This is a genomic window from Plebeiibacterium sediminum (assembly GCF_026013605.1).
In the GTDB taxonomy this organism is placed as follows: domain Bacteria; phylum Bacteroidota; class Bacteroidia; order Bacteroidales; family Marinilabiliaceae; genus Saccharicrinis; species Saccharicrinis sediminus.
In genome coordinates this window covers 1-446 of record NZ_JAPDPJ010000321.1, presented here as the reverse complement: position 1 = coordinate 446, position 446 = coordinate 1, and the positions used below count along the sequence as shown (strand labels likewise).

The window sequence follows — 446 nt, the reverse complement described above, 5'->3', positions numbered from 1 at the left end:
GGCTTTAACCACTTTGGATTGGCAAGCTTGTATTGGAATTTGCGTTTTGTGGTATCGGTATCATCGAATACCGCACATGAGATTTCAGGTACAATTACCTTCGTGCCTAACGTCATCTCGAAAGTACCGTTCAGGATTGCAGGAGGTAAAGCAAACTGACCGAATGCAAAATCTGCCGGGTCGTTATCTTCTTCCGATGCTCCGTGAGCGTACTCCAAAACAATATCAGTTAACAGGAAATACTTTCCTGAATCCAACTGCGCACGGTTCAGGTTGGTGCGACCAGCCTTTTTATCGTCCGATGCCTCCATTAAATCAATGTCGGACTTATCCTTAATCGACTTAACGGTGTAGATTGCCGTGTCAACGGTTTGCATACGTGCATCTTTCAATGCTTTCTGCACTTCCGGTGGCAATTGCTGTCTGCGAAGTTCAAACTGACCTTT

Annotated in this window: 1 protein-coding gene; it reads right to left on the bottom strand. The window is 45.3% G+C overall.

Annotated features, from left to right (window positions below):
* Positions 1–446, bottom strand: a 446-nt coding sequence (locus tag OM075_RS25640; protein ID WP_301193395.1) for a hypothetical protein, incomplete at both ends; no start/stop codon positions are given.